Raw genomic sequence first — 23843 nt, forward strand, 5'->3', positions numbered from 1 at the left:
GGCCGACCAGCAACGTCGGCCCCACGTTTTATGCACCGTACGGAGCCTGGCTAATGACACGTATGACGGCAAAAGATTTCCCTCCTGAACTGCTCGAATATTTTGACTTCTATGTACACGGTAAAATCACGAAACGTGAGTTTCTGGATATCGCGGCGAAGTTTGTTGTCGGTGGCCTGTCGGCGGCGGCACTCGGCACCTTACTGACGCCGAATTATGCCTATGCGCAGCAGGTTGAGTTTACCGATCCCGATATTCTCGCGGAGTATATTCACTACCCGTCCCCGCAGGGACACGGGAGCGTGAAGGGTTACCTCGTCCGTCCGGCGAAAGTCACGGGGAAGGTGCCTGCAGTGGTGGTGGTGCATGAAAATCGCGGGCTGAACCCGTATATCGAGGATGTGGCGCGGCGGGTGGCGAAAGCCGGCTTTATTGCGCTGGCCCCGGACGGATTGAGTTCGGTTGGCGGCTATCCGGGCAATGATGAGAAAGGGCGCGAGCTGCAACAGCAGATTGACCCGACAAAGCTGATGAACGACTTTTTTGCGGCGATTGAGTTTCTGATGCAGCACGATGGTGCCAGCGGCAAAGTGGGCATAACCGGCTTCTGTTATGGCGGCGGGGTGGCGAATGCGGCGGCCGTGGCCTATCCCGAACTGGGCGCTGCCGTGCCGTTTTATGGTCGCCAGCCGAAAGCGGAAGATGTGGCCAAAATCAAAGCGCCGCTGCTACTGCATTATGCGGAGCTGGATACACGGATTACCGAGGGCTGGCCGGCCTATGAAGCTGCGCTGAAAGAGCATCATAAAGTCTACGAAGGCTATGTGTATAAAGGCGTGAACCACGGTTTTCATAATGATTCGACGCCGCGTTATGACAAAGCGGCGGCAGATCTGGCGTGGGAGAGAACCATCGCCTGGTTTAAACAGTATCTGGTGTAACCGGACTCTGGCGTTTGATCATATCTACCAGCGCCCTCAGGCTGACGGGCATATGGCGATTCGCCGGGAAATAGAGGCATAAACCAGGGACTGGCGGGCACCATGCCTCCAGTACCCTGACCAGCGTGCCCTGATTGAGCGCTTCCCGCACATGGCTTTCTGGCACATAGGCGATCCCCAGCCCCTGGAGAGCGGCCCCGGCCATCAGGGCTGAGCAGTAATTGTCCCTGTGCATCCGCCACCTCTTCCAGCGCCTGCTCCAGCCCGTTGAGGTGCGGTGTAATGCGCCGCAGCAGCTTTTCTCCGGCATCGGTCAATGCCACACTGCGCGTGGTGCGGTGCAGCAGGCGCACGCCAAGGCGCTCTTCCAGCCCGCGAATAGCATGGCTCAGGGTTGAGCGGGTCACGCCTGATAATTCTGCCGCCCGGCGAAAACTACGTTGCTCTGCCACGGCGATAAAGGCTTTCAGGTCAGAGATCGAGGGGGTTCGTATTGGTGATTTCATTTCACCTCTTCATGCCAATTGTTTCGTCTGGCGCTGGGCAGCAAGGCGTACCACTCTATTCGTGAAGCGCTGACCTCGCGTTTGCAGGTGCTTGACGCAACGAAAGACATTGCATTCAGCGTTGATAAACAGGGCTGAAGTGCAGAGCGAGCCGTCCGGCTCGCTCTGTCGGGGGGTTAGTGGGTGGCGGATTTTTGCATGGAGGCGGTGGTGACGGCGCGCTTATTCTGTGCCGCCTTCACGCGCATATATTTCACCGCAATGGCAATCACCGCCGTCAGCAGAGCACCGGTAAACATGGTCAGCAGGGCCAGTGACGGTTTGTTCATCGCGCCCAGCAGGACCACAATTGGCCCGCCGTGCGCAACCTGATTGGTGATGCCCAACTGGAACGCCATCACCGCTGCCGCCATACTGCCGATCACGTTAGCCGGGATCACGCTAAGCGGGTCGCGTGCCGCAAACGGAATGGCCCCTTCAGAAATACCCACCAGACCCATCGCAAACGAGGCTTTACCGGCTTCATTCTCTTCACCAGCAAACAGCGACAGCTTACGGGACAGGAACGTGGCCAGACCCATCCCCAGCGGGGCTACCGGAATGGCGCAGGTAATTGCGCCCATATACTCCGCATGGCCTGCCGTCAGCATGCTCAGGCAGAACAGGAAGGCGACTTTATTCACCGGCCCGCCCATATCAAACCCGGCCATGCCGCCTATCACAATACCCAGCAGCACCAGGCTACTGCCATTCAGCGACACCAGCAGATGATTCATTCCGGTCATGGCGCTGGAAATCGGTGCGCCAATCACAAAAATAAACAGCCCGGCAATAAACAGCGTACCCGTAAGGGGAACGATCAGGATCGGTACGAGCGGTTGTACCATTTTGGGGTAACGGCGTGTAGCCAGCCAGCGCACCACATAGCCCACAATCAGCCCGGCGAGGATCGCACCGATAAACCCGGTTCCCGCTTCTGCGCCGTAGAAACTGCCAGTATTGGCAATCCAGCCGCCGATAAAACCGGGGGCCAGCGCGGAGCGGTCGCCGATAGCGTAAGCGATATAGGCGGAAAGGATCGGGATCATCAGTTTGAAGGCCACCACACCGACATCCAGCACCGACTGCCAGATACTGCCTTCGGGAATACTCATGCCGGAAGGGCCGGGCTGGCCGCCAATGGCCAGCGACAGAGCGATCATCAGCCCACCGGTGACCACAAAGGGGATCATATGCGACACGCCGTTCATCAGAAAACGGTAGATATCGCTGCGTCCTGAAGGCTGCGCAGCCGCGCTGCTGCTGCCGGAAGATTTATCAGCCTGATACAACGGGGCTTCCAGCCCCTGGCGGATCACCTGCTGCGCAGCTTTAATCGGGGCTTTGACCGGGGTTTGAATCAGCTTCTTCCCGGCAAAACGCGCCATCTCCACCTGTTTATCACTGCACACCAGAATGGCGTCGGCCTCGGCAATTTGCTGTGCCGTCGGGCTGTTACGCACGCCGATGGAGCCGTTGGTTTCGACAATAATCTGGTAACCCAGTTCACGTGCTCCCTGTTCCAGCGCCTCCGCCGCCAGGTAAGTGTGCGCGATCCCGGTCGGGCAGCCGGTAACGCCGATCAGCAAGCCTTTGGTTGCGGTAACCGTGGACGCAGACGTCTGGGTGGGGGCGGTCAGCAGCGCCATGACGGCCGCCGGGCTGTCGGCGGCCAGCAGACGTTCACTGAAACCGTCCTCAATAAACTTCCCGGAGAATGCCGCCAGCACTTCGATATGGTGGTCGGCACCCTGCTCAGGCGAGGCGATCATAAAGAACAGGCGGCTGGGCTGACCGTCTTCAGCACCATAATCGATGCCCTGACGGCTGATGCCGATAGCGACGGCGGGATGTTTCACCGCGGCACTTTTTGCATGAGGAATGGCAATCCCATCTTCAAACCCGGTGTTCGCAATGGCTTCGCGCGCCTGCACATCGGCAATAAACTGCGCTTTATCCGTAATATTGCCGGCACGGAACAGCAGTTCAGCCATCTCGCTGAACACCTGCTCTTTGCGGGTGGCGTGTAAATCAAGGCAGATTAATGTTTCATTTATAAGTGTGTTAATCATTATGCAGCCTCTCGGTCGGTCAGTAGGGGGTACAGCAATAAGATCGGGTGACTTACGGCAGGGTGCGTATCCAGTTCATAGTGGCCGGGTAGTCGGGGGCATTAAACGCCAGCGATCCCATGACCACGGTATCCGCTCCGCTGCGACGCAGTTCCGGCACGGTATGTTCACGGATGGCACCATCGGCCGCGAGGAAGATGTGTTGCTGCGCAGGGGAATCCTGGATCAGACGGCGTGCCTGTTGCAGCCGGTCGTAAGCCTCATCGGCCAGTCCCTGACCTTTGACTCCCATGCGCGTGCCGAGCAGGGTGACAAACGCCAGGCGGGAGAGATACGGCGTTAAATCGCTGACCGGGGTATGCAGTTGCAACACCATCCCGGCGGCACAGCCGTGGTGCTCAATCCGCGCCAGCGCCTGTTCGATGGGCTGATTTTCCCCCTGAATCGAGATGATATCGGCACCGGCCTCGGCAAACTGGTCGATCTGCTCCAGCAGGATCGCGTCGGATACCATCAGGTGAACATGCAGCGGTTTGGTGGTGACCTTGCGCAGCGCCGCCACCAGGTCCGGGAAAAACAGCATTGAGGGGGTAAAGTGGCCGTCAGCAACGTCAACATGGTAGATATCCGCCAGTTCATCGACGCGAGTGATGTCATCGGCCAGATGGGCGAGGTCGGCTGACCATACCGACATTTCAGCCAGGAGGCGGTCAGTAGGCAGCTGTTGCAGGCAGTGGGTACGTGGGGTTGTGGTCATCATCATGTCCTTGTTCACAGAGTCGATTAATTCGGGCCAACAGGCTGACCCGCCTTATCTTCATCATTGATTTTTTGCTGTCGCTTAAAAACACAGCGCCACGGATAAATTCATTTCCGGTTTTCGTTAAAACCGGAAATGAATATGAATACGATCACAGTCAGGCAACATGTCTTGCCCTAAAATAGGAAAAAACAGCAAAACAGGTAAGATGATGGCCGCACTGGGTGAGCATTTTCAGCGACTCTATATGCTTTACGCCGCGCATGATGTTGCGCATTTGCAGGTGGATGAAGTGGCACATGCCCTGAGCAGTACGCCGCGTAATGCGCGCATTCTGTTAAGCCGGATGCGGGAATCAGGGTGGATAGACTGGCAGCCCCAGCGCGGTCGGGGAAAACGCTCTTCGTTACGCTTTTTGATCACCCCGCAGGCGCTGCAACAGCACAATCTCAGCGACTTACTGGAGCACAGCCAGTTCGATAAAGCGCTGAAAATGGTCGGCGGCAGCAGTCCGAAGATCAAAGATCTGATCCGCGATAATTTCGGCACTTTTATCACCAACGATGAAGTGCAGCTTAAAATCCCGTATTACCGGGCGATTGACGGGCTGAATCCGCTGCTGCCGCAGCGTCGCACCGAGCGCCACCTGATCCGCCAGTGCTTTAGCGGCCTGACGCGTTACGATCCCTTTCAGCGTGCGGTGGTGCCGGACCTGGCGCACTACTGGTTGCACAACGACAGCTTTACTCAGTGGCAGTTTTTTCTGCGTAAAAACCTGCACTTTTCAGACGGCAGTAAAATCAATGCGGATGAGGTACGCCGCTGCCTTGAACATGCCCGCCATTCGGCGCAATTTCGCGCTCTGTTTAGCGATATCAGCGAGATTTCACTCGATGGTGAATTAAAACTAAGCTTTCTGCTACAGCGGCCACTGGAAAACTTCCCCGGTCTGCTTTCGGTACTGGCCGCGCGGCTATTCAAAACGCGTAATGGTCAGTGGTTGTGCAGCGGCCCGTTTTGCATCAGCGAGCATAGCGATACCGTTCTCTGTCTGCGGCGCAACAGTCACTACCACCAGAGCAGGCCGATGATCGACGAGGTGAATGTCTATCGCTTCGATACGCAGGAGCTGAACATGAGCTTTATCACGCTGCTGCATACGCATCAGGCCGAGTCGATCAATAAGCCCACCGAACGCAAGCTGGAGCAGGGCGGCTGTTTCCTGCTGATTGACAGTGAAGGTCACTGCGCGGATATGCACTGGCGGCGTTTTCTCAATGAGGTGCTCCAACCGTTGGATATTCTGCGCCGCAGCCAGCTGACGCCAAACTACTCAACGGCGCTGGCTTATGCCACCGGGATGCTGCCGGACTGGAACCACCGTATTATCGATTACGGCCAGCCGAACCCCTCCTTTGGCAATAATCGCCCGCTGGTGCTGGCCACTTTTGAACAACCGGAGCTGAGTGAGCTGGCGCGTGGCATTGTCGCTATCCTTCAGCAGCATGGCATCAGCTGCCAGATCAAACAGGTCAGCTGGCTGGAGTTTATGAGCGGGAAAGTGGAAGGGGCCGATCTGTGGCTGAGCAACTTTATGATCGACTTCGACGATATTTATTCGGCCCTGAGCTGGATGATCCCGGACCCGGTGTTAAAACATCTGCCGCAGGAGATGACGCAGAGCCTGCATCTGCTGATCCAGCAATACAGCCAGCACGAGAACGAGCGCTTTATGCCCGCCATCGCCCGCTGGTTTATGCGCATCACCCAGCAGCGCTGGCTGTTGCCGCTGTTCCATCACTGGCTGGATTACGAATCGGACTCTGCCTTTACCTGGCGCGATCTCAGTACGTTAGGCTGGCCAGACTTCAGCCAGCTGTGGATTGAGTAATCTGAGGGTTATGCGTGTATCTGCTGCTGAAGGATGGCGGTCAGTTCGGCGAAATAGGCTGCTTTATCGCGGGATTTGGCCGTGATTTCATCACATGGAACGCGCAGATCGGCAGCCACCGCCTGCGCCAGTGCCAGCGGGTGGATCTCATCCTCCGCGCAGCCTACCACTCGACGTGAAACCGGCAGGGCACGCAGTGCTTCGCTGTCGAAACCCGGATCGCACAACACCAGACGCCGCAGTAACTGCGGGTCCACTTCCTTGCTGAACAGCGCCTCCAGCGCGCTGGCATTATCAGGGGACAGGGCAGCCAGGGTGGTGAACAGGCCGCACTGACGGAAGGCCTCAAGGCCGGTGTGCACCGGGAAATAGTGCAAATAATCGGCCGCGAGGGCAAACGGCACCATATTGGCGGGGCTGCGCCGCTGATGCCAGGCCGGGCGCACCAGCGTCAGGCTGCTCACGCGCTGCGGCTGCTGTGCGGCCAACCGGGCAACGATGGCCGCCCCCATTGAAATACCGGCAAAATGCGCCTGTTCAATCTCCAGGTGATCGAGCAACGCGCTCAGATCGCTGGCGAACGGGATAATGCCCAGTTGCGCTTCATCCCCCTGCGCAGAACCGCCATGACTGCGGCATTCGAGAGTGATCAGGCGGCAGTCTTCGGCTGTATAACTTTGACGTGTCTGCTGGTGGTCCCCGGTCAGACCGTGCTGGAACACCAGCACCGGGCCCGCCGCACGATTATCGCTGTAAGTTAGCGCCAGCCCCTGATGCGTAAAGGTACTAAGCATGAACCCCTCCCGTCTGCGGTATCAGGCGCGCCAGCAGAGCACTGACGCCAGCGGCATCGTCCGCTGGCAGGCCGTGCGTGACCACACAGCCGTCAAACCCGGCGGTATGCAGCGCGTTGATATACCACGGATAATCGAGTACCCCGTGCCCGGCGGTAACAAACTCACCGCGGGCATCACGGTCTTTAGCATGGGCAATGGCAATGGCCGGGGCGAGCAGATCCAGGGCCTCACCCATCACGCGCTGCTGCTGGGCCGCATCTGCCTGTTCAAACAGGTTTGCCGGGTCAAAAATAATTTTCAGGCGCGGGTGCTGAAGTTCATCGATCAGCTGACGCGCCCGGGCAGCGGAATTCACAATATTGGCCAGCTCCGGCTCAATACCGAGGTTGACCTGGTACTGGTCGGCTATCGCCAGCGCCTGTTCCATCGAGCGTAACAGTGTGCGCCAGGCGGCGGGGCTGTTGTTCTCCGGGTGCGCGCGCCACTGGTCATCGGCATCCAGCGTGCCGCTGCACAGTGTTAACAGCGGGCAGTGCAGACGGGCGGCCGATGCCGCAATGGTCTCCAGTGATGCCATCCCCCGTGCAATCACCGCCGCGTCGGGATGCGTCAGATTAAAGGTCGCTGAGATGGCTTCCATTTTTATCTGATGTTTAACGCGTGCGGCGTTGATCTCGTCGAGGATGTTTTCCGGGACGGCCGTGGGCAGGGAGGGCAGCCCGGCGCTGGCGTAGTTAAACTGGGTGGCCTGAAAGCCACACTGTTTTATCAGGGCGAAGTTTTCATCCACGCTGGCGGTGGCGAACGTTTTCGAGAATATGCCGCTATACATCAGACAGACCCCCGCGCGCTGGTGACCGATACACTGCGACCTTCCCGTACCGACTGCTGGATAGCGGCCAGCACCTGAACCACATGCAGACCTTCCTCCACGCTGGTACCGGTCACCGGTTGTTCAGTGAGGATAGCGTGGGCAAAGGCCTCCAGCTGGCGGCGATAAAAATGACCATCGGCGGCTAACGGGCGCTGCCAGCATGCCGTTTTTTCATGGAAAATATCGACATCGCTGGATTTGAACAGCCACGGGTTATAGGTTTTTGCCAGCACGCTGCCGTTTTCGCCATAAAGCTGGAAACCTTCATGCCAGTCCATGCGTACACCAACGCTCAGATCAAGCTGGCCAAGCGCGCCGTTGGCAAAACCGATATCAATAAACCAGCAGTGGACCCCGCCGCGATGCAGGAAACGCGCTTCCACATCGGTGATGGTGCCATTAATGTAAAAGGCGGTATCCACCAGATGGCTGCCGTGTGCCAGCAGATAGTATTGCTGCAGGTCCGCTTTCGGATCGACGCTGGGTTTGCGTTTTGCCGCGCTGGTAATCATTTTTGGCTGCACTGCATCGGTGACAGTGTAACGGTGGCTGTTATCGCCATACCAGCCTTTATACGCCACCGCCTGGCCCATCTCCTGCTGAACGAAATCACGCGCCGCCTGAATGCCGCCATCGAAGCGTTTCATATGGCCGACCTGCAATAATTTGCCGCTGGTCTGCGCAATGTGTACCAGCTCTTCGCTCTCTTCTACCGTGATCCCGAGGGGTTTTTCACACAGCACGTGTTTGCCTGCTTTTAACGCTTTAATCGCCAGGGGCACGTGGAACGCATCGGCGGTGGCGATAATAATCGCATCGACCTTTTCATCATCCAGCATCTGCTGATAATCGGCATACGCCACTTCCGGCGCCCACATCGCGGCCATGCGCTGGCGCAGGTCATCGGCGCTGTCGCAAATGGCATACAACCGGGCGTTACTGGCTTTGATACAGGATTCAAAATGACCCGCCTGCGAGATCGGCCCGCAGCCCAGTACACCGACGTTAATTTTACCCGAAGTTTCCATCACGCTCTCCTTTACCCCTACAGGGATAGTTGAGCTACGGCGGCAGCCGCAGCCTGATGGAGTGATTATCGTCAGGGAAAGAAAACCGGAAAACTGAACATCAACGCGGGGATTTTTTCCGGTTTTAGCCAAAACCGGTCATTTATCGCGGGGGAGGTCACAGTTTACTGCTGTAAGAGGCAGTAAAAGCGGAAACTGCGTGTTTAAAGGGAGGGTGCAGCGGGGGCGGCAAACGCGTGCTGGCGCGGATAGCGCAGTGCCTCAATCATGCGCGAAAAAGCCGCTGTATGCTGCTTACGGCTGGGATAATAGAGATAATAGCCCGCAAAGGGTTCGCTCCAGTCGAGCAGCACACGCTCAAGTGTGCCGCTGGCAAGGTGATCGGCGACGGTATCTTCCGGTAAGCAGGCCAGTCCCAGGCCGGAGAGGGCGGCATCAATGCGTGGCACCAGCGAATTCACAATCAGCTGCCCTTCAACCCGCACGCGTATTTCCCGCTGATCCTTCTTAAATTCCCACGCATATAACCCGCCCATGGTCGGCAGGCGCATATTAATACAGTTGTGCTGCTGCAAATCCTGCGGTATTTGCGGGCGACCATAGCGGGCGAAATAATCCGGTGAACCGACCACCGCCATACTCCAGTCAGGCCCGATACGCACTGCGATCATATCTTTCGCCACCTGCTCACCTAAACGCAATCCGGCATCGTAGCGGCCGCTGACAATATCCGTCAGGGTATTATCGACGGTGATTTCCACATTCACATCGGGGTACTGGTGCAGAAACGGTTGCAGGGCAGGCCAGATGGTGGATTGCGCCGCGTGCTCTCCGGCCGTCAGTCGAATATTACCGGCGGGTTTGTCGCGCATTTCTGTAATGGCGATCAGCTCAGACTCTATTTCTGTCAAACGCGGGCCAATGGAATTAATCAAGCGCTCACCGGCTTCGGTGGGGGCCACACTGCGAGTGGTGCGCGTGAGCAAGCGCAGGGCAAGCCGCTCTTCCAGCGCCCGAATCGAGTGGCTGAGCGCCGACTGAGAGACCCCGAGTTTCGCGGCCGCTTTGGTGAAACTGCGTTCGCGCGCCACCACCATCAGGGAAATAAGATCGTTGAAATTATCTTTTAACACGCGAGACCTCGGCACATCTCAGGGGGAAGGCAGGCAGTGTAGCGCCTGACGGCATTCACGGGTAGGGGGCTTGTGTTCAGGTCGGGCGGGGCTGACCGGAGAAGGTCAGCCATCAAAGTCAGCCATTAGCGCTGATACTGCGCCTCACTCACATGCTCCAGCCAGTCGACCGCTTTACCGTCCTGCGCCTCAGCAATCGCAATATGCGTCATGGTGGTATCCGCTCCTGCACCGTGCCAGTGCTTCACACCCGGGTGGATCCAGACGATATCCCCGGTGGTAATCGCCTGTGCTTCCTTATCCCACTCCTGCACCCAGCCCTGGCCTGCAGTGACAATCAGCGTTTGCCCCAGCGGGTGAGTGTGCCACGCCGTGCGCGCCCCGGCGGAAAACGTCACGGTCGCACCGCCCACGCGGGCCGGTTCAGTAGCGCTGAACGGTGCGTTGATTTCCACCTTACCGGTGAAATAGTCTGCCGGGCCAGCTGCCGCAGGTTTACTGCCGTGTTTAATAATCTCGATCATCTTATTTTCCTCTACATTGATATCTGTCCATCATAGGGGATTAGCGCCATACGATTGAGAACGTCTGGTGTATAGAAGTGATGAAAAAAATTCATAAATCGTCTTTTAAGACGGTAATACGGGCATTTTTTGGTCCTGTTTACGCGCCAGTTCTGTTTTTTTGAGACGGGTGAAGGTGATCTGCGTCACATTTATCGGCAAAAAACAGCGTTCGTTCAGAGACGCATCAGCAGAGGCGAAAACCGATATTTTCTGTTTTTCATCAGTCTGTTAAGTCAAATTAAAGCAGCTTTTCACTTTTGGTGTAAGGAATATGTAAGGAAGAATGTCTAATTATTCCTATTGTTACCGTAAATGATAATGATAATAATCGCATTCGCATTCCTACTGGTGCCCTTTGGCACATTTAACCTGCACCAAAGCGGGTTTTCCTCCAGGTAAAAAGGATCGTGAGATGAAAGTCAGGGCGCTATGTTCGCTGATGCCGTTATTAATGGCAGGGCCACTTTATGCTGAAGAAACAGCCGATAGCGGGGGAGATATGGTGGTCAGCGCCAGCCGTACCGCCAGTGAGAAGAAAGATTCCCCGCAGGTCATCACCATCATTACCCAACAGCAGATTGAACAGCAGCGGCAGATCACCTCTGATACCTCACAGATTTTAAGCAACCTGTTACCGTCGTTTTCCCCCAGCCGTCAGAAAATGAGCGGCAGCGGCGAAACCCTGCGCGGCCGCATCCCGCTGGTGATGATTGATGGTATTCCCCAGTCGAACCCGCTGCGTCCTACCGGGCGCGAAATGCACACCATTGATGCCTCAATGATCGAACGTATTGAGGTGATCCACGGTGCCAACGCCAGCAACGGCATTGGTGCCGCGGGCGGGGTGATTAACCTGATCACCAAACGGCCGGAACCGGGTGCCTTTAATCAGCATTTTGGCGTGGAAGCCTCATCTCCGACCTCGCAGCTCAAAGGCGACACCATGGGGTACAAAACCACCTATGGCGTTGACGGGCGCGAAGAGTATCTCGATTACCTGTTCTCGGTAAGCTATGAAGATCAGGGGCTGTATCTGGATGGCAATAACCGCCCGGTGGGAGTGGATAACACCCAGGGCGATCTGATGAACTCCCGCGCTTATGATCTGTTAGGCAAAGTCGGTTACTGGCTGGATGACGATCAGCGCATTCAGCTCAGCGCCAGCTACTACCAGCTCAAAGGCAAAAATGATTATCTCAGCGTCACCGGCGACCGCGAACGCGGCATCCCGACCACCTCGATCAAGGGCACGCCGGAAGGCGAAGCGCCACATAATGAGGTCTGGAGCACGGCGATAACCTACGACAACTACAATCTGGCCGGCATGAAACTGTCGGCGCTGGCGTATTACCAGCAGTATGAAGCCCTGTTCGGATCAACGCTGTCCGGCTCCTTCCAGGATGCCAACATTGCCCCGGTGGGGACGCTGTACGATCAGTCGCGCGCGGTCACCACCAAGTACGGCACCAAAATGGCGCTGACCAAAGACGATATCTGGGACGACTACCTGAAAGTCACCCTGGGCTTCGATACGCTGTTCGACCAGTCTAAGCAGGATCTGTGGGGCACACATCGCACCTATGTACCGGAAATTAAATACACCGATCTGTCGCCGTTTGTGCAGCTTGAAGTCGCCCCCGTGGACTCACTCAAACTGTCCGGTGGCGTGCGCTATGAATATGCACGCCTGGATATCGACAGCTACCAGACCATCGCCAGCGCCAACAGTGTGACGGTCGGCGGCGGGAAACCGAGTTTCGATAAAACGCTGTATAACGTTGGCGCGGTATGGACGCCCGTTGAGCCACTCAGCCTGTTTGCCAACTACTCTCAGGGCTTTGCCATGCCGGATGTCGGCCGTGTGCTGCGCGGCATTAACCAGCCGGGGATGAGTGCAGGGACCTTCCTGAACCTGCAACCGATTGTGACCGAGAATACCGAATACGGTTTCCGTATCGATCAGCAGCCGTTTGATTTTGAACTGAGCTACTACCAGTCCCGCTCAAAGCTGGGTAGCCGTGTTGACCGCGTGGGGGATGTCTACGTAACGCGCCGTGAGAAAACCGAAATCGACGGCTTCGAAGGCACCCTGGGTTATGCGGTCAATGATGATCACCGCCTGAAACTTAGCTATTCGCATATGCGCGGCCGCTATGACAGTGATGAAAACGGTAGCCTGGATGCCAAACTCGATGGTCTGAATGTTTCGCCGGACCGCATTATTGCCAGCTGGTCGGCGAACTGGACGCCGCAGTGGAGCTCCTTTATTCAGGCCAACTGGGCGTTAAGCCGCGAGTTTGATGAAGAGGATAAAGACTTCAGCGGTTACGCGCTGGTGGATGCCGCCGTAGGCTATAAACTGCCGCGTGGACGGGTCAACCTGGCAATCTCTAACCTGTTTGATAAGCAGTACATCACCTATTATTCGCAGAGTGCCCTGGTGGAGCCGGACCGCTACTTCTCCGGCCGTGGCCGTACGGTGACGCTGGGTTACAACGTTGATTTCTGATGTCACCCATAATGACCGCCGCAGGGTGCTGCGACTAGGCCTTGGCATATTGGCCGCCGGTGCGCTGTTGCCGCTCAGGGCGCAGGGCACCGCATCCTTGCGCGTGATCACCCTGTTTCAGGGGGCGACCGATGCCATCGTGGCGCTGGGGATCACCCCCTGCGCCGTGGTGGATTCCTGGAGTGAAAAGCCCACCTACCGCTATCTGCGCACGGCATTAAACGGTGTGCCGCACGTCGGGCTGGAAACCCAGCCCAGCCTTGAAGATATCGTGCTGCTGCGGCCAGATGTGATTATTGCCTCGCGCTTTCGCCACCAGGCGATCGCGCCGCTGCTGAAGCAGATCGCGCCGCTGGTGATGCTCGATAACGTCTACGAATTTAAGCAGACCGTTGAGGCGGTGGGCCGGGCGGTCAATCGTCAGCAGATAGCTGCCGCGTTGCTACTCCGCTGGCAACAGCGCGTTAATCGCCTGCGTCAGTTACTGGAACAGCACTATGCAGCACGCTGGCCGCTGACGGTCTCCGTGCTGGATATCCGTGCGGACCATCTGCGTAGCTATCTGCCGCAGAGTTTTCCCGGCATGATCCTCAGCGAACTCGGCTTTCACTGGAATGAGGCCGCACGCCAGGCAACAGGTGTGTCGATCAAACTCAGCGGCCGCGAAAGTCTGCCGGTGGTCAATGCCGATCTGTTTTTTGTCATGCTGCACGCGGAAAAATCGGTGGTGCGGGATAATTACCGCACGCTGGTCAGTCATCCACTCTGGAAACAGATGCAGGCGCCGCAACACCACCAGGTGTGGCAGGTGGACAGCGTGACCTGGGTACTCTCCGGCGGGATTATCGCCGCGAATGCGGTGCTGGAAGATATCGAACGCCTGCTGATTACGGGGCAGCCAGCATGACGCCAGCGATGAAACTGTGCATCCTGGCGCTGCTGCTCCTGATGGCCGTGTTGCTCAGCCTGATGGCCGGGGCCAACTGGATATCACTGCCGCAGGTGCTGGCGGCGCTGACCCGGCACGATAGTATGAACCTCCAGCATATTCTGGTGACCACCTCCCGATTGCCGCGTACGCTGATGGCGCTGGCCGTGGGGGCCAGTCTGGCCGTTGCGGGCGCGCTGATGCAGGCGCTGACGCGCAACCCGCTGGCGTCACCTGGCCTGTTCGGCATCAATGCCGGAGCCACCTTCTGTATTATCCTGTGCAGCGCCGTATTCTCACTGGCTTCCCTCAACGCGTTGGTCTGGTGCGCCTTTGCCGGCGCCGCCGTGGCGGGAACGCTGGTGTGGCTGATCGGTACGGCCGGGCGTGGACGTCTTAATCCGCTGCGCATTGTGCTGGCCGGGGCATCGATCACCGCGTTGTTTACCGCCTTTAGCCAGGCGATGCTGGTGATCGACCAGCAGGGGCTGGATACGCTGCTGTTCTGGCTGGCCGGATCGCTCAGTGAGCGTGAACTGGCTGCTGCATGGCCGATCCTGACGCTCAGCGCTGTTGGGCTGGCGGTGACGCTCCTGTTTGCCGGGCAGGTGAACGTGCTGAATGCCGGGGACGATATAGCCACCGCGCTGGGCCAGCGTGCCGGGCCTGTTCGCCTGCTGCTGGCGGGGCTGATTGTGCTGCTGGCAGGGAGCGCCGTGGCGCTGGCCGGCAGCATTGGTTTTATCGGCCTGGTGGTGCCGCATATGGTACGCAAAGGCCTCTCCATCGATCATCGCTGGCTGTTGCCAGGCTGCGCGCTGGGAGGCGGATTACTGTTGCTGTTGGCCGATATCCTGGCCCGCGTGGTGATCCTGCCCCAGGAGGTGCCGGTGGGGGTGATGACCGCGCTGTTTGGTGCGCCTTTCTTTATCTGGCTGGCGAGGCGTGGAGGGCGCTATGGATAAAATTATCGCGCTACGCTGGGGCGCTTTTTCACGCCAGATCAATCTGAACACCGTGTTACGGCTGTTGCTGGCGTTGGGTATTCTGCTGCTGGTGATGCTGCTGTCGCTGGCGCAGGGGAAAGTGACAATGTCACCCATAACCGTGTTGCGGCTGCTGTTTAGCGATGACTCCGGCGGGCTGACGTTTATTGTGCAGCAGCTCCGTCTGCCGCGCATCGTACTGGCGGGGCTGGTGGGTGGGGCGCTGGCGGTATCGGGTCTGATCCTGCAAAACATTATTCGCAATCCGTTAGCCTCGCCCGATCTCCTGGGGATCACCAGCGGTGCCGGGACGGCCGCCGTGATCTACCTGGCCTTCTTCAGTATGACGCTGGGCGACAGTCTGTTGCCGCTGGCGGTTATTGCGGGTGCCGGGCTGGCCACCGCCAGCGTCTGGCTGCTGGCCTGGAAGCAGGGGGCATCACCGCTGCGACTGGTGCTGATCGGCGTGGGTGTGTCGGCGCTGCTCGGGGCGGTGACCACGCTGATCCTGGTGTTCAGCCCGCTGACCACCACGCTATCGGCCTACGTCTGGCTGACCGGCAGCGTATACGGTGCCACCTGGTCGCAGGCCGTTGCCCTGGCGCAGTGGCTGCTGGCGATCCTGCCCTTATTGATCTGGCTGGCCCGTCAGGTAATGGTGCAACAGCTGGATGAGGGGCTGGCAGGCGGCATTGGCGTGCGCGTGCAGTGGCAGCGCGGCGGGCTGTTACTGGTGAGCGTGGCGCTGGCGGGCGTGGCGATTGCCTGGGGCGGGGCGATGGCGTTTGTCGGGCTGATTGCCCCGCATATCGGCAAGCGTCTGGTTGCCGCCGGATTTGCCGGGCAGGCGCTGATGAGTGCGATGGTCGGTGCCATGGTGCTGATACTGGCCGATCTGATCGGCCGCGTGCTGTTTCTGCCCGCCGATCTGCCTGCCGGGATTTTTGTCGCGGTACTCGGCACACCGTTCTTTTTAACTCTGCTGATCACCCAACGTCACTAAGGAAGCTGAACTATGACGGCCATTGCCGCCCGCGATCTGACCCTGAGTTACCAGAATCAGACCATTATTGACGGTCTGGATATTGACCTGCCGCAGGGGAAAATCACGGTGCTGATCGGCAGCAACGGCAGCGGAAAAAGCACGTTGCTGCGATCATTCGCGCGCCTTCTGAAGCCGCAGTCCGGATCGGTCCGCGTCAACGGTCAGGATATTCAGCAGCAGTCGACCGTTGCGGTGGCCCGTGAGCTGGCGATCCTGCCGCAGAACCCGGTAGCCCCGGAAGGCATTAACGTGCGCCAGCTGGTGAGCCTGGGGCGTTACCCCTGGCAGAACTGGTTGCAGCAGTGGTCAGCCCGGGATGAAGACGAGGTTAATGCTGCTCTGCACGCTACCCATGTTGCAGGGCTTGCCGATCGTCCGGTTGAGGCGCTGTCGGGTGGGCAGCGTCAGCGGGTGTGGATTGCCATGACGCTGGCGCAGGGCACCGATATTCTGCTGCTGGATGAGCCGACGACCTTTCTTGATGTTGCCCACCAGATTGAGGTGCTGGATCTGCTGCGTGACCTGAATCGCCAGCAGAATAAAACCATTGTGATGGTACTCCACGACCTCAATCTGGCCTGTCGTTATGCCGACCATCTGGTCGCTGTGCATCAGCGCGGCGTGGTGGCGGCAGGGGCGCCGCAGGCGATCCTCAGTGAAGCGTTGGTAAAAACCGTGTTTGACCTGAACTGCCGCATTATCGATGACCCATTCTACGGTACACCGCTGGTGATCCCGCTCAGTAAAGAACACGGCTAGCGGGGGCACGCCTGCACGCAGCGTTGCAATGCGCCGCTACAGCCGCTGTTTTTATCCCGATCGCAGCGGCTGTTCTGCACATAGCAGCTTTGCTGGCAGGCGCTATTGTCACTGGCGGCAATGGCGTTGGTGCCGGGAGTGAGCAGGGCAACCAGTAACGCAATAAAGAGTGGCATGATGTGACTCCGTTGGGGTTTTACTCTCAGCGTAATCCACGTATGCCATTACGGAAAGAGGGCTATGCATAAAGGCCGATACCACGCATGTTTGCTCGTCGGAACCATAACGCAATGGGCCAATCTGTGCGTGATGGTCTGCACACTGACTCAGGTCAACGGCAGGTGTTGCTGACATCATTGGCAACCGGGCTAAGGCCAGCTTGAGCACGCCGGAACGGCAAAATCCGCATCCCTGCGTGCCTCGGCACGCGCCATCCCTGGCGCGTGACGTCCGGCTTACCTCAAGCTGGCCTCATCCCCGCCGACAGGGTGCTCGCGGTGGGTTTTAAAACCACGACGGCGATCTCCTGTGGAGATGACATTTTTTCTGGTGGGTCGGTGTTAAGAAAACGCCTGATATAGTGGTAGGATGGAACTGGCGGCTATCAGCGACAAGCGAACACAAGGATGGATAGAAACAGTTATGTTGGATAATGATTTTTGATATTTCTCAGGCGCAGCTCTGAGCCATTTTTCCAAAACATTTTTTTTCGCCATTTTATGTATATTCTTTTTATCTTTAGAGGCTGTAATGCTAAAAGTCATTGCCGAAGATTTTATAAAACCTGATGGGATTGAAAAAGTTATGCCTTTGTACCGTGAGCTAATATCGGCCACAAAAAAGGAACCTCTTTGCATCGCTTATGATCTGTATATCGATGAAAAGGATCCGGGGCATTTTATTTTTATAGAGGAATGGCCGGATCGTGCAGCGCTTGAATTGTCCTGTGCCGCCCCTCTCTTTTTGATGTGAGATTATGTCTGCTCCCGGCACAAAGCTGCCCACCATTATGTCATCAGCAATGATTCTGATGTCATCAGCAATGATTCTGCCTGCAACCAGTGCTCAAAATCGTGCAATGCAGATTCATTGACTGCGGTTTCAACCGATTTGACTAAACAAAATGTCTTGCTCAGTTGTTCTGATTGCGGCCAGGGTGCAACAAGCGACCCGCTGTTAAGCTCTTTTTCGATATAGATGCGAGGCACCATGGCGACCCCTTGTCCTGCTAATACAGCCGCTATCGCCATTTCATGAAGGTCATAGCGGACACCCTGAGCCGGGTTATCAAGGACGATCCCGCTTTGCCCGGCATAATGAGGCCACGCTTCCGGATTCTGCCGTCGGTGAATCCGGGGCAGAGTATTCAACTGACTAAAGATATCCTCGTCTGTTAACAGGTCGGGATGGCACGCCGGCACCAGTTTCTCCTCAAAGAGAACGTTCATACGCATGCCTGCCCATGCCGGATGCTCAAAATGAATGGCTGCGTCAAAGCCACTCCCGGTGAGAATGAAGGGATCGGTTCTGGCCGCGATATTCAAGGTGATGTCCGGGTATAAAGACTGGAAGCCACTGAGGCGGGGGATAAGCCAGCGGCTGCAAAACGTCGGCAGGACGGCAATTTCCAGCGTTCTGCTGCCTTCGGGCATTCCCATAACGTACTGAGTATCGCGTTCGAGCCGTTCCAGTATTTGCCGCACGTGATGGGCATAGCGAGCCCCCACTGGATTGAGCTTTACCCGGGTTCCCGTACGGTCAAACAGTCTGCAATCGAGCAGAGACTCCAGGCGGGCAATCTGACGGCTGATGGCGCCTTCCGTTAATGACAATTCCTCTGCGGCCCGCGCAAAATTACCGTGCCTGGCGGCGGCCTCAAATGCCTGAAGTGAAGCACTGCTGGGAATTTTTCTGCGCATGAATATGACCTTCTCCAAAAAGGGTGATGAACTGTCAGTGATATAATGTCACTAATGGTTGAGTAAATATCGATTTATTACCGAACTGGCGGCTTGTAGGATGAGTAAAAGTCACTAAGCAGGCTAATGAGCACCTATTATTTATTCATGCCGAGGTCACTATGAGCAATCCGTCATTACCATGCCGTCAGATTGGGGATTTTTGGGTGACAGCCCTCAGCGATGGCACGATGTCAGCGAGCCTGGAGTTACTGTCAGGTATTGAGACCGCAGAAGCGGCGGCTATTCAGCATAACGCCCGGATCGCTGAACCCGGCAATATCCATATCAACGGGTACCTTATTCAGGGCAGGGGGCGGACCCTCCTGGTCGATGCTGGTGCGGGAGGTCTGAACAACGTCGGCGGGCAGCTTAAAGAGACGCTTGCTACTGCTGGCGTCAGCCCCGATGACGTGGATACCGTATTACTGACGCACGGTCATCCTGACCATATTGGGGGTCTGTTGGATGCTGAAGGGCAACCGGTATTTAATCAGGCAGAACTTCATCTCCATCCGCTTGAAGCGAGATACTGGCAGGATGATGAAAAACGAAAAATGGCGAATGAACGTGGGCAGCGCAATTTTGATCTGGCCCGCCGAACGTTAGACGCCTATGCCCGTAAAGTGCGCCTGATTGGTAAGGGCGAGGTGGCTGAGGGCATTCTTCCGGAATGGTTGCCGGGTCACACGCCAGGGCATACGGGTTTTCGCATCACTTCAGGCGATGAATGCTTATTGATTTGGGGAGACATCGTCCATTTCCCCCATATCCAGTCAGCACGCCCCGACGTTTCAATTGTCTTTGACTGTGACCCCCTTCAGGCCAGAGAAACACGGGAAAAAATCATGGCTCAGGCGGTAAGAGAAAATCTGCTTATCGCCGGAATGCACTTAGACAGTACGGGATTTGCCAGGGTGTTTAAGGCGGGTGAGGGATACCGTATTGCCTGACCGGAAAATGAATGGGGGGTCACTCTCATCGTGTCTCCCCTCTATTCATGCCAGCAGCGACTGCCAAAATTAAGGCGACAGTCGCTAAGCCACAGGCCAGCCAGAGTGTATCTGTCAGGGCCAATCTGTCGACGATCTGGCCCCCGCTCCACGACCCCAGCGCAATTCCTGTATTGAAAACCCCGACATAAAGCGCAGCGGCGATCTCCACGGCACGGGGTGCGGCTTTCATCATCCAGGTCATTAGTCCCACCGAAAGCCCACCGTAAGCCAGCCCCCAGAAGATGAGGACACTGCTACCCCCTGTGACCGATTGCCCGGCGACAATGAACAGTAACGGCGTTAACACCAGCCCTGTCGCAATCGCAGTCAGGGTGAATGCCGTATAGCGCGCTGCGGTGATACCTGCCAGAAAATTACCGCCAATACCGGCGATACCGTAGGCCAACAAGATGGCACCTATCCACTGGGTATCAAATCCTGACACTGAGATCAGTAGTGGGCGTACAAAGGTAAAGGCCACGAAATGGCTTGTTACGAGTAATAACGTCAGGAACAGACCGGTTTGTATTTTGCGGTTGCCAAGCAGGGCGATGAAATGGCTAAGGTTAGCCGAACCCGTAACGGGCAACGCCGGAATGACCGCAAGATGGAATGCCAGCACCAGTGCGCTGAAAATGGCCATGATGCCAAATGCCCAGCGCCAGCCGATGATATCGCCAATAAATGCCCCCAGGGGCACGCCCAATACTGATGCAGCAGCAACACCGCCGAAGATAATGGAGGTGGCCAGGCCAATCGCCTTCTCCGGGACCAGACGCGAGGCAAGCCCGCCGGCGATTGCCCATATTCCCCCCATGCAGAAGCCAACCAGCATCCGGGCTGCGAGCATGACGATCAGGTCAGGGGCCAGCGCGGAGGCAAGGTTTGCCACAACCAGCAATGCCAGCAGGCCACACAGTATCCATCGGCGATCTATTCCACCCGATGCGATGACGACGAATGGCGCGAACAGAGCGGCCAGCAGTGCTGGCAGGGAAATCATCAGACCTGCGCTTCCTGTCGTAATGCTGAGTGTGCCGGCAATGGATGTCAGCAACCCCACCGGCAGCATTTCTGTTGTGACAACAGAGAACGTCGCCAGACCGACCGCGATCACTGCCGTCCAGGTGTGGCGAACAGAGTCCATGGTAGAAAATGTATTCATCATTCAGATCCTAAAGAATGCACCGAACTCAGGCGCGATTATCCTGCTTGTGCAGGGTTAAATGACTTAACAGTGCCATGAGCAGTACAAGGACTCCGGCACCTACGGCGACGTAGAATCCAGCGGGTGATCCACTGTTATCAACCACCTGACCCGCGAGGGCGGCGCCCAGCGCAACGCCCACATTCAGCCCGGCCAGCAGCCAGGTCATGCCTTCTGTTAACTGACTTTCAGAAACCTGACGTTCAACGAGCGACATGGCCACGATCAGGGTTGGGGCGAAAAAGAGGCCCGCCACCAGGACGGCGGCCGCCAGCGCGGTAAGATGGGTGACCAGTATCAGTGGGACAGTGGTTGTTGCAGTGGCCAGCCCGCCCAGCCACAACAGCCGATGGAGGGGGGTTTTCAGCTTGAGTGAGCCATACAGCAATCCGGATACACACGAACCCACGGCATAGGCTGATAACACCAGGCTGGCCGCCGCCGGGTGCCCCAGCGCTTCGGCCCAGGCGACACTCACGATATCAATCGTGCCGACGATAACGCCCATCGCTACCATCAGCAGCGCCAATAGCCGCACGCTGGTTATCCGGATGACCGAACCTGAGCCAGTCTTGCTGCAGGAGACGGCCATGACCGGAGGTTCCGTTCCGCGCTGTATCACCAGTGCAAACACGCCTGAAAACAGCAAAAGTGCCGTGAGCAGCAGACCCGCCTGGGGAAACAGCGCGATGGAAAGGCCAATCGAGAGGGGCGGGCCAACAATAAACGTCAGCTCATCGAGCACCGTTTCAAGCGAATAGGCAGTCTGCAAACGCGGCTGGCCCCGGTAAAGTGCCGTCCAGCGTGCCCGTACCATGGCCGACATGCTGGGCATAAACCCCGCCAGAAATGCACCAAAAAACAGAGCCCAGCTGGCAACACTCCAAAAGGAACAGGCGATGAGGATAACAAAACCCGCGACACTGATAGCCGTAGCCGCAGGCAAAACGCGGTGCTGCCCATAGCGATCCACATATCGGGAGATCTGCGGTGACAGCAGGGCGTAGGTCAGAACAAAGGTCGCGGAAATGGCTCCCGCCAGCGCATAGCCTCCGTATTGCTGCGAAAATAGCGTGATAATTCCGATGCCGGCCATCGGCAACGGGATGCGCGCTAACAGGCCTGCAACGGCAAAATGTGCCGTGCCAGGTGCAGTAAAAAGGTCTCGATACAGATTAGCCATCATCATCTCCGGTAGCATTTGCTTGCCACAACGAGGTGACACAGCGACAATACATACAACGCGTATGAATCCAATCCTATATTCATACGGAGTGTTTGTAAATAATCATTCATGTCGTATGTAAGGGAGAAAATTATGGTTCGCCGCACCCGTGCCGAGATGGAAGAGACCAGAGCCACATTGTTAGCCACTGCCCGTAAGGTCTTTTGTGAATATGGCTACGCTGATACCTCAATGGATGATCTGACTGCGCAGGCAGGGTTGACCCGTGGCGCGCTTTATCATCACTTTGGTGACAAGAAAGGATTGCTGGTGGCAGTGGTGGAGCAGATTGATGACGAGATGGATCAGCGTCTGCAGGCGATTTCCACTCATGCAAATGATCCGTGGGAGGGCTTTTGCAATCGCTGTCGGGCTTACCTTGAGATGGCGCTGGAACCTGAATTTCAGCGTATTGTGCTGCGAGATGCTAAAGCGGTGCTGGGCGGTTCTTCACCTGAATCGCAGCGTCATTGCGTGGAATCCATGCGCGGCCTGATTCGCAATCTGATTCAGCAAGGTGTCGTAGACGACGTCGATCCTGAGGGACTGGCTTCGCTGATTTACGGTAGCCTGGCAGAAGCGGCATTCTGGATTGCCGAGGGTGATGAGAGCAATACGCGGCTGACACAAGGCATTACCGCGCTGAACCTGCTACTTCGTGGATTGCGACGGGCGGGCTGAGAGCATGCTGGCACGCGCGGGTAGGGGGGATGCTACGGGAAAACTTTGCTGGCGCTAAGCAAGCATGGCGCACAGGGTTCAGGAATAACGCTGTAGCGCCACAGTAAGGCATTGAGAAAATCAGGTACTCTTCTTCATGCCATAGCTCAAATTTCTACCAGTTTTGCTTAGCAGGCGAAACGATAAGGTCATTGACGATGACGTTCTGCGGTTGATTAAGCGCATACACCACCGCATTAGCCACATCCTGCGGGCTGATGGCTAACTTATTCAGTTCCTGAGCCACTTTACGGCCTTCAGGATCGGCTACCTTGTCCGCCCATCCGGTATTAATTACGCCGGGACTGATGGTATTCACTCTGATCCCTTTATTGACACCTAAATCCTTGCGCATGGACTCCGTCATAGCATGAACAAAGAATTTAGTGGCGCTATAAACGCCCGCACCGGCGTCAACCTGGTGTCCTGCCACGGATGCCATATTCAGGATCTGACCGTCATTTTTGCTAAGCATAACGGGCAGTACAGCCGCGATGGCGTTCAGATAGCCTTTGATATTGACGTCGACCATCTTGTTCCAGTCGTCCCAGGCAACGTCGCTCCAGCTTGAAAACAGCATCAGGCCAGCGTTGTTGATCAGGATATCTACCGATCCGTATGTGTCAGTGGCGTGCTTAACCAAAGCCCGGGTGTCTTCCGGACGGGTGACATCAGTGACCAGTCCAGCAGCGCGGCCACCTCCAGCTTCAATATCACTGACCAGCTTATCCAGGCCGCTCTGATCCAGCGCTGCCGCGACAATATTCACACCGTGACGTGCAAGTTCCAGCGCGGTAGCAGCACCGATACCGGATGACGCGCCGGTAATCACCGCCGTTTTGTTTTGCAGGTAATTCATTTTATCTTTCCTTTCTGTAACAGCGGCGGGACGAATACCCGCCAT

Annotated in this window: 22 protein-coding genes and 2 pseudogenes; 10 read left to right on the forward strand and 14 right to left on the reverse strand. The window is 56.9% G+C overall.

Features of this window, described 5'->3' with window-relative positions:
* Positions 1 to 53: 53 nt before the first annotated feature.
* The gene (yghX, locus tag FVB43_RS24080) at positions 54 to 941 is read left to right on the forward strand and encodes a YghX family hydrolase (RefSeq protein ID WP_133842001.1); all 888 of its coding nucleotides are present in this window, start codon (positions 54 to 56) and stop codon (positions 939 to 941) included.
* Here yghX and FVB43_RS24965 read toward each other — a convergent pair.
* The 4 genes and pseudogenes from FVB43_RS24965 to FVB43_RS24095 all read right to left on the reverse strand — a co-directional run bounded on the left by FVB43_RS24965 (position 922) and on the right by FVB43_RS24095 (position 4315).
* Positions 922 to 1251: a LysR substrate-binding domain-containing protein gene (locus FVB43_RS24965; protein WP_479691062.1), complete on the reverse strand. Its 330-nt coding sequence runs from the start codon at positions 1249 to 1251 to the stop codon at positions 922 to 924. The genes yghX and FVB43_RS24965 overlap by 20 nt on opposite strands.
* 49 nt (positions 1252 to 1300) lie before the next feature.
* Positions 1301 to 1447, reverse strand: a pseudogene (locus FVB43_RS24970) (helix-turn-helix domain-containing protein); the annotation flags it as partial.
* A gap of 176 nt (positions 1448 to 1623) precedes the next feature.
* Positions 1624 to 3558 (reverse strand): PTS fructose transporter subunit IIABC, encoded by a 1935-nt coding sequence (locus tag FVB43_RS24090; protein ID WP_167864907.1) that lies wholly within the window; start codon positions 3556 to 3558, stop codon positions 1624 to 1626.
* Positions 3559 to 3610: 52 nt separating this feature from the next.
* Entirely contained in the window at positions 3611 to 4315 is a 705-nt protein-coding gene (locus FVB43_RS24095; protein WP_197931320.1) for a ribulose-phosphate 3-epimerase, read from the reverse strand.
* 169 nt (positions 4316 to 4484) lie between these two features.
* On the opposite strand from FVB43_RS24095, the gene FVB43_RS24100 reads away from it, so the two are divergent.
* A complete protein-coding gene (locus FVB43_RS24100; protein ID WP_159336617.1) occupies positions 4485 to 6209 on the forward strand; it encodes an SgrR family transcriptional regulator in 1725 nt (574 codons plus the stop codon).
* A gap of 8 nt (positions 6210 to 6217) precedes the next feature.
* Here the strand turns inward: FVB43_RS24100 and FVB43_RS24105 are convergent, their stop codons facing one another.
* The 5 genes from FVB43_RS24105 to FVB43_RS24125 form a co-directional block, all read right to left on the reverse strand.
* Positions 6218 to 7003 carry an alpha/beta fold hydrolase gene (locus tag FVB43_RS24105; RefSeq protein ID WP_167864908.1) on the reverse strand — a complete coding sequence of 262 codons (786 nt, stop codon included), beginning with the start codon at positions 7001 to 7003 and terminating at the stop codon, positions 6218 to 6220.
* Entirely contained in the window at positions 6996 to 7838 is an 843-nt protein-coding gene (locus tag FVB43_RS24110; protein ID WP_167864909.1) for a sugar phosphate isomerase/epimerase family protein, read from the reverse strand. Before FVB43_RS24110 ends, FVB43_RS24105 begins: the two co-directional genes overlap by 8 nt.
* On the reverse strand, positions 7838 to 8908 hold the full coding sequence (locus tag FVB43_RS24115) for a Gfo/Idh/MocA family protein (RefSeq protein WP_133842008.1): 1071 nt from the start codon (positions 8906 to 8908) through the stop codon (positions 7838 to 7840). Before FVB43_RS24115 ends, FVB43_RS24110 begins: the two co-directional genes overlap by 1 nt.
* Before the next feature lie 203 nt (positions 8909 to 9111).
* Entirely contained in the window at positions 9112 to 10041 is a 930-nt protein-coding gene (locus tag FVB43_RS24120) for a LysR family transcriptional regulator (protein WP_167864910.1), read from the reverse strand.
* A 125-nt stretch (positions 10042 to 10166) separates the two neighbouring features.
* Positions 10167 to 10562 carry a (R)-mandelonitrile lyase gene (locus FVB43_RS24125; RefSeq protein ID WP_197931322.1) on the reverse strand — a complete coding sequence of 132 codons (396 nt, stop codon included), beginning with the start codon at positions 10560 to 10562 and terminating at the stop codon, positions 10167 to 10169.
* Between the two features lie 457 nt (positions 10563 to 11019).
* On the opposite strand from FVB43_RS24125, the gene FVB43_RS24130 reads away from it, so the two are divergent.
* Genes FVB43_RS24130 through FVB43_RS24150 form a run of 5 tightly spaced genes read left to right on the forward strand, consistent with a single transcriptional unit; the run spans position 11020 to position 16834 of the window.
* Entirely contained in the window at positions 11020 to 13116 is a 2097-nt protein-coding gene (locus FVB43_RS24130) for a TonB-dependent receptor (RefSeq protein WP_192933168.1), read from the forward strand.
* Positions 13106 to 14023, forward strand: a complete 918-nt coding sequence (locus FVB43_RS24135) for an ABC transporter substrate-binding protein (RefSeq protein WP_242462179.1) — start codon at positions 13106 to 13108, stop codon at positions 14021 to 14023. Before FVB43_RS24130 ends, FVB43_RS24135 begins: the two co-directional genes overlap by 11 nt.
* A complete protein-coding gene (locus FVB43_RS24140; protein ID WP_167864911.1) occupies positions 14020 to 15009 on the forward strand; it encodes a FecCD family ABC transporter permease in 990 nt (329 codons plus the stop codon). The genes FVB43_RS24135 and FVB43_RS24140 overlap by 4 nt, the downstream gene beginning before the upstream one ends.
* Positions 15002 to 16033: a FecCD family ABC transporter permease gene (locus FVB43_RS24145; RefSeq protein WP_166653695.1), complete on the forward strand. Its 1032-nt coding sequence runs from the start codon at positions 15002 to 15004 to the stop codon at positions 16031 to 16033. Before FVB43_RS24140 ends, FVB43_RS24145 begins: the two co-directional genes overlap by 8 nt.
* Before the next feature lie 12 nt (positions 16034 to 16045).
* Positions 16046 to 16834, forward strand: coding sequence for an ABC transporter ATP-binding protein (locus tag FVB43_RS24150; RefSeq protein WP_167864912.1), 789 nt, complete (start codon positions 16046 to 16048; stop codon positions 16832 to 16834).
* Here FVB43_RS24150 and FVB43_RS24155 read toward each other — a convergent pair.
* Positions 16831 to 17010, reverse strand: a complete 180-nt coding sequence (locus FVB43_RS24155) for a hypothetical protein (protein WP_159336625.1) — start codon at positions 17008 to 17010, stop codon at positions 16831 to 16833. The genes FVB43_RS24150 and FVB43_RS24155 overlap by 4 nt on opposite strands.
* A 574-nt stretch (positions 17011 to 17584) precedes the next feature.
* Here FVB43_RS24155 and FVB43_RS24160 point away from each other — a divergent pair.
* Positions 17585 to 17797, forward strand: a pseudogene (locus FVB43_RS24160) (putative quinol monooxygenase); the annotation flags it as partial.
* A 44-nt stretch (positions 17798 to 17841) separates the two neighbouring features.
* Here FVB43_RS24160 and FVB43_RS24165 read toward each other — a convergent pair.
* The gene (locus FVB43_RS24165; RefSeq protein WP_167864914.1) at positions 17842 to 18753 is read right to left on the reverse strand and encodes a LysR substrate-binding domain-containing protein; all 912 of its coding nucleotides are present in this window, start codon (positions 18751 to 18753) and stop codon (positions 17842 to 17844) included.
* Positions 18754 to 18914: 161 nt separating this feature from the next.
* On the opposite strand from FVB43_RS24165, the gene FVB43_RS24170 reads away from it, so the two are divergent.
* Positions 18915 to 19745 carry an MBL fold metallo-hydrolase gene (locus FVB43_RS24170; RefSeq protein WP_167864915.1) on the forward strand — a complete coding sequence of 277 codons (831 nt, stop codon included), beginning with the start codon at positions 18915 to 18917 and terminating at the stop codon, positions 19743 to 19745.
* Positions 19746 to 19770: 25 nt separating this feature from the next.
* Here the strand turns inward: FVB43_RS24170 and FVB43_RS24175 are convergent, their stop codons facing one another.
* Together FVB43_RS24175 and FVB43_RS24180 are read right to left on the reverse strand one after the other, a co-directional pair.
* The gene (locus FVB43_RS24175; protein ID WP_159336726.1) at positions 19771 to 20952 is read right to left on the reverse strand and encodes an MFS transporter; all 1182 of its coding nucleotides are present in this window, start codon (positions 20950 to 20952) and stop codon (positions 19771 to 19773) included.
* A gap of 28 nt (positions 20953 to 20980) precedes the next feature.
* Positions 20981 to 22177 (reverse strand): MFS transporter, encoded by a 1197-nt coding sequence (locus FVB43_RS24180; protein ID WP_167864916.1) that lies wholly within the window; start codon positions 22175 to 22177, stop codon positions 20981 to 20983.
* A 135-nt stretch (positions 22178 to 22312) separates the two neighbouring features.
* Here FVB43_RS24180 and FVB43_RS24185 point away from each other — a divergent pair, with 135 nt between their 5' ends.
* A complete protein-coding gene (locus tag FVB43_RS24185; RefSeq protein ID WP_167864917.1) occupies positions 22313 to 22900 on the forward strand; it encodes a TetR/AcrR family transcriptional regulator in 588 nt (195 codons plus the stop codon).
* Between the two features lie 154 nt (positions 22901 to 23054).
* Here FVB43_RS24185 and FVB43_RS24190 read toward each other — a convergent pair whose 3' ends face one another.
* Complete coding sequence (locus tag FVB43_RS24190) at positions 23055 to 23798, reverse strand: SDR family oxidoreductase (protein ID WP_159336629.1); 744 nt, start codon at positions 23796 to 23798, stop codon at positions 23055 to 23057.
* Between the last annotated feature and the right edge of the window lie 45 nt (positions 23799 to 23843).

Source organism: Erwinia rhapontici, from assembly GCF_012271765.1.
Taxonomy (GTDB): domain Bacteria; phylum Pseudomonadota; class Gammaproteobacteria; order Enterobacterales; family Enterobacteriaceae; genus Erwinia; species Erwinia rhapontici.